The organism is Stieleria sp. (assembly GCF_041595215.1).
Classification (GTDB): Bacteria; Planctomycetota; Planctomycetia; order Pirellulales; family Pirellulaceae; genus Stieleria; species Stieleria magnilauensis.
Window position 1 is genome coordinate 1 of the sequence record NZ_JBFHKV010000707.1, and the last position, 4,657, is coordinate 4,657.

Consider the following 4,657-nt stretch of genomic DNA (forward strand, 5'->3'; position numbering starts at 1 on the left):
ACCGCGATCGTGATCACCTGGAGCGACGGCAGAGTGTCGCGATTGACCGCCAGCCAGCTCCGGAAAGCTTGTCCGTGCGCGACGTGCCGGGAGAAAAAGCGCGCCGATCAGTCAGCCGACGAAGGACCATCGAAGTCACTCACGCTACCGGTCCTGAAGGCCGAAGAAGCTCGTCCGTTGACGATCACGTCGATGCGTCCGGTCGGTTCCTACGCCTACAACATCGCCTTCAGCGACGGTCATTCCTCAGGCCTGTTTCCCTTGACGATGCTTCGCGAACTCGGGGCGTGAAACGGCGAATCTGCGGCAAGACGTGTAGGCCTGGCTTGAAAACAGGTAAGAAAATTTTGGAGGTAAGAAAATGATGGAACGCACCGACCATCCGATGAATCCAATTTTCCTACCTCCAAAATTTTTCTACCTTTCCAACCAGCCTCCCTGCCCTGTTAAGTCGCTGGGAATGGGGAGAGGGATGGCAGAATGATGGAAGTCAATGCGTCGCCACCCAGTTCGCGACCGCGTCGTCCGGTTACCTGGTTGATTGTGCTGGGCGCAGCGATTGGGATCACCAGCTCGATTTACTTCAACCTACGACTGTTTGATCTGCGTCGACAGCGGGCGCAGTTGGCCGAGGAAGTCGGGTTATTGGAAGTGACCGATCCCAAACGTGTGCATCTCAGGCATGTGCCGGTCAGGCCGGACGCGATTCCTCCCGGCGTGGAGGCCGCATACGTGTGGAAGTACCGGATTTATCTGCCGGCCGGATATGGACCGAGTTTTGTGACCGGCCGACGCGCCGTCTCGGCAGACTCACCGCATAGCGCCGGTGGACGCGACAGCAGTTGGGGCGGTAAAGAACAAGATCCTGTCGAAACGGTGTTAACGATCGCACTCATCAAGCAGGAATCGGGCTGGACCTTCAGTCAAATGCGTGGCGGGTCCTCCACTTCATCGACCTTGTCGGAAGATCTGCCGCTCGATTCGCTCGATCAGTTCGTCATCGAGCCCGCCGTGACGGCCGAGACGCCGGCGAAGTCCTATTCGGTGGATGAACCGATTTGTTTGCTGCGTCTGCGAAGCCGTCAGCCGGTGGAGCCACAAGAGGGCGAGACGACGCTTTACCCGGGAATCGTCACCTACATGGTGGAATCCGATCTGCGCGACACGTTTGAGCAATGGGCGCAGGGCAAGACCGACCGAATGCCGGAGCTTGAGTGATGACGAACGCCATGGAGCCTCCGACGGAAGCCAACGCACCGTTGCCGCGACGACGAAGGTTTCGGTTCAGTCTGCTGGATTTGATGTTGCTCACCCTGATGGTCGCCGCTTGGCTGCCGACCTACTTTGCCGTGCGTGAGATACCGGTGTTGCAGAACAGCGTCGATCAAATGCGCGCGTTGACGACCAATCTGTCCATCATTGATGATCAAAAGTTGTGCCTCCGAAGCCTGCCCGGCATTTGGCACAACATTCACGGTTGGAAGTACTCACTGCCCGCGGATGCGGCAATGGAACTGCGTCTGGCAACCGAGGGCATCCACTCGATGGGCGACCCCGAAGTGTTCCAGTCGTATGAGTTACCGACAGGCATCCACACCATCCATTTGAAATACACCCAAAACGCCGATCAGGAATATGTTACGCAGGTGTTCGTCGACGACTCTGAAGCGATCGTCAAAACGCATCCACCGGGCTGGATCAATACGTCCGGCAGCAGTAGCAACGGCAAAGGTGCTCCGACGGCGGAGGCATTTGACCTGGACAAGCCCCTCGTGCTACGACAGATGCGTTACTCGGAAATGCATCCCGCTGGCAAATTCAAGTTGCATTCTCTGCCGCCGGAATATGATGCCAAAGGCAACATGCTGTCCATCGTGCCGAAAGGGTATCAATCCGGACCGCCCAAGCGGTTCGTTGCACCAACGGACGCGCGGAACGTGTCGTCTTGGGGTCATCGCCAGGGAATGCGGTTGTTGGACAATACGACCGGCTGGAACGGCTTGTTGGAATACCAACCGTCTTACCGAGCCATCTTGGACGACCGAAATGTCCGCTGGCTGCAAGTCTTGAACGCGATTTCCGTCCGTCCGGTGCGCGATGATTCCTCCCCGGTTGAACAACCTGAAGTCGTCTTTGATAACGCGGCAGCAACAGCAGGCAGACCGAAGCTGATGGTGACGGACTCACTGCAGAACCCTAACCAGGCGGCCAAAACGCTATCGAGTCAAACGCAAGGCCGGATCTCCGAAGACGGCAACACGATGCGTCTGTTCGTTCATTATCCGGCCTTTCCATCAGGCGCAAGACTGGTCGTGGAAGTGATTTTTGAGGCACGCTTTCCAAACCGCATTGGCTTGCGTCCGCATCTGGCCGAAGGAAGTCTTCCACTGCAGGCGGCTCAGTTTGTGACGACGTTTGACGCACGTTTTCAATGGCGAACCGTGGAGTTGCTGGCAGACACCGACGATGATGGTCCGCATGCCAGACGACGCGAAACGCCTCAACCGGCCCCATTGCAATCGCTCTATCCCGAGGACGCACTGACGACAGCGTGGCAAACGATTCCCGATGCACGACTGCCCCTCGCTGAGTACTCGCCCGACGGCGAGGCGCTCCGCCGCTTGGCACTGACCTCTGATGTCGCCAACTTTTGGACGTTTGCCTATCCGGCGGCTGTGCCCGACACGTGGCGTTACCAGGGTCTGCCGATTCGTCAGGTCTGGCTGGTTCCGCATCCGGAGCCGGCGGAGCAGACCGATTCGTCGCCCCGCCCAGTGACCACAGAGATTCGCAGCGGAACAGTGTATCCCGGAACGGAAATCGACATCCCCGGCGGCCCGGTGGTCACGAATGTGCGCGTGACGGTTCCGCTGCCAGCAGACAAACCGATTTGGATGGAGATCCCGACGCCGTAGGGATCGACATGACGTTTGTGTCTAGGCTTTAGCCCAATACCGCTAAGTTAAGACCGACCGAGAGGCCGCTCGCGCTGGCGCGAACCGGCTGATATCAAACGAATATCAGCCGTTTGGCGCGAGCCTACGGGCCCTAGCACGAGGAAACGACGCTTAACTTAGCGGTACTAGGCTTTAGCCGATCCTCGGTCACCCACCTGCGCTTGGCACGGAAAGGTTGGCACGGCGAGACAGGATCTGTTCTAATTTGATGCTTCGATCGAGATCGAGATCAAAGGCCTTCGCCCCAGACAAAAACGGTTTGAGCTGCCATGTCAAACGGATCAGCCACGACAAGTCCCGATTCGGTATCGCAGGAAGCACAGGCTGGGCGAGCGGTGAATCTGGCGAAGTATCTGGTCGCCTTCATTCTGTTGATCAACGTTTGTTTTGCCATCTATATGGTGGGGCAATTCTTCGTTCCGAAGACCTACGGCAACGGACTGCACGCGATCTATACGACCATCGTGTTCGCAACAACGCTGTTGCTCGGTCTTTCGGCGCACCGCCTTTGGAACGGAGACACCAAGCAAGGCACGTCATGGTTCTTTGCTGCGATCGCAATCTCATTGATCGGGAACCTTGTCTCGGCGCTGTTTGCGTAACCGCAACGTACGTCGTTGAAGCATTTATTTCCGGCGTCGCATGAAGCTTTAGCTGCAGCCCGCAAGCCCGCCTGTTCGTCATCGTTACCCAAACACCGAAGGGTTCGCGTCCAATGCCACTTACTTTGGCGCCAAACGGGGTACTGTTGTTAGCGGCAGGGCGCGAGCCCTCCGGTCTTTCAGGGTCAAACCGGACGGCTCGCGCCGTTCCGCTAACTCCGTCAGTGCCACAGTAAGCCTTCGGGCCATACCCTCTCACTCCGCTTCCGCTCGTTGCGAATCCGTTCCCGGCTCCGGTTCGGTGACCTCGGACACGGGCAGGTCGGTTTCGAATGCTTCGGCTTTGGGGATCGCCTCGTTGACGATTTGCAGCAGTCGGGCGCGGCGCTGCTGTTCTTCACCGCTCGCGGGAATGTCGACGAGTTTTTCAAAATGTGCTTGCAGTTCGACGAGCGCCTCGCGGTCGGTGATGAAGAGTGTCGACCGGAGGTAGTTTTCGTCGCCGACACCTTGCGTCCATCCGAATTGCCACATCAACAGTTCGTCGGCTTGGACCAACAGCCGATCGCTGATCCAACGATCGGGGTGATTGCGCCCGATCGCCGAGAGCAGGTCAGAGATCGGCGGACTCGGCTTGCGACGGGTGGGAAAATGTGGAGGCGGATCCCAGACCTGGGGAAAGCGATGTTTGCCCTGTTGTTGCATGAACGTGATCGCTTCATCGATCTGTCCTTCGTTCAACATTCGATCGACTCGGGCGGCACGATAGCGAGACGGTTGAAAGGACGCGGCGGCGACGGTGAGGCCGAGAAACGCCAACACCGGGATCGCCCAGGTCGAGCGTTGTAGAACGCTTGATCGGAAACGATGGATCGCGATCGAGTCGGCATTCTTTCGGATCGCGACCGCCAAGCCGATGCCCAGCAGAAGCGTGGGGATGAAACCGTAGAACGCCACGCCAAACACGTTGGAGCGGTAATCCAACAAGATCTGCTGGGTCTCGGTCAGTCGCAACCCGCCCATGATCGAGACCATGGACATGATCTGTTGAAAGAGCGCGACCACGGCGATGGCCATGCAGGGAGCCAGCACCCACGA

At 58.1% G+C, this 4,657-nt stretch carries 4 protein-coding genes and 1 pseudogene; 4 read left to right on the plus strand and 1 reads right to left on the minus strand.

From position 1 onward, the window contains the following. The 4 genes from ABX749_RS22835 to ABX749_RS22850 form a co-directional block, all read left to right on the plus strand. Positions 1-291: DUF971 domain-containing protein (locus tag ABX749_RS22835; RefSeq protein ID WP_372898018.1), on the plus strand; the 291-nt coding region annotated here is incomplete at its 5' end. 189 nt (positions 292-480) lie between these two features. Beyond that, the gene (locus ABX749_RS22840) at positions 481-1,218 is read left to right on the plus strand and encodes a hypothetical protein (protein WP_372898019.1); all 738 of its coding nucleotides are present in this window, start codon (positions 481-483) and stop codon (positions 1,216-1,218) included. Next, positions 1,218-2,915 (plus strand): hypothetical protein, encoded by a 1,698-nt coding sequence (locus ABX749_RS22845; protein WP_372898020.1) that lies wholly within the window; start codon positions 1,218-1,220, stop codon positions 2,913-2,915. Before ABX749_RS22840 ends, ABX749_RS22845 begins: the two co-directional genes overlap by 1 nt. Positions 2,916-3,226: 311 nt before the next feature. Continuing rightward, positions 3,227-3,559, plus strand: a complete 333-nt coding sequence (locus ABX749_RS22850) for a hypothetical protein (protein ID WP_372898021.1) — start codon at positions 3,227-3,229, stop codon at positions 3,557-3,559. Positions 3,560-3,814: 255 nt separating this feature from the next. Here ABX749_RS22850 and ABX749_RS22855 read toward each other — a convergent pair. Next, a pseudogene (locus tag ABX749_RS22855) lies at positions 3,815-4,657 on the minus strand (hypothetical protein); the annotation flags it as partial.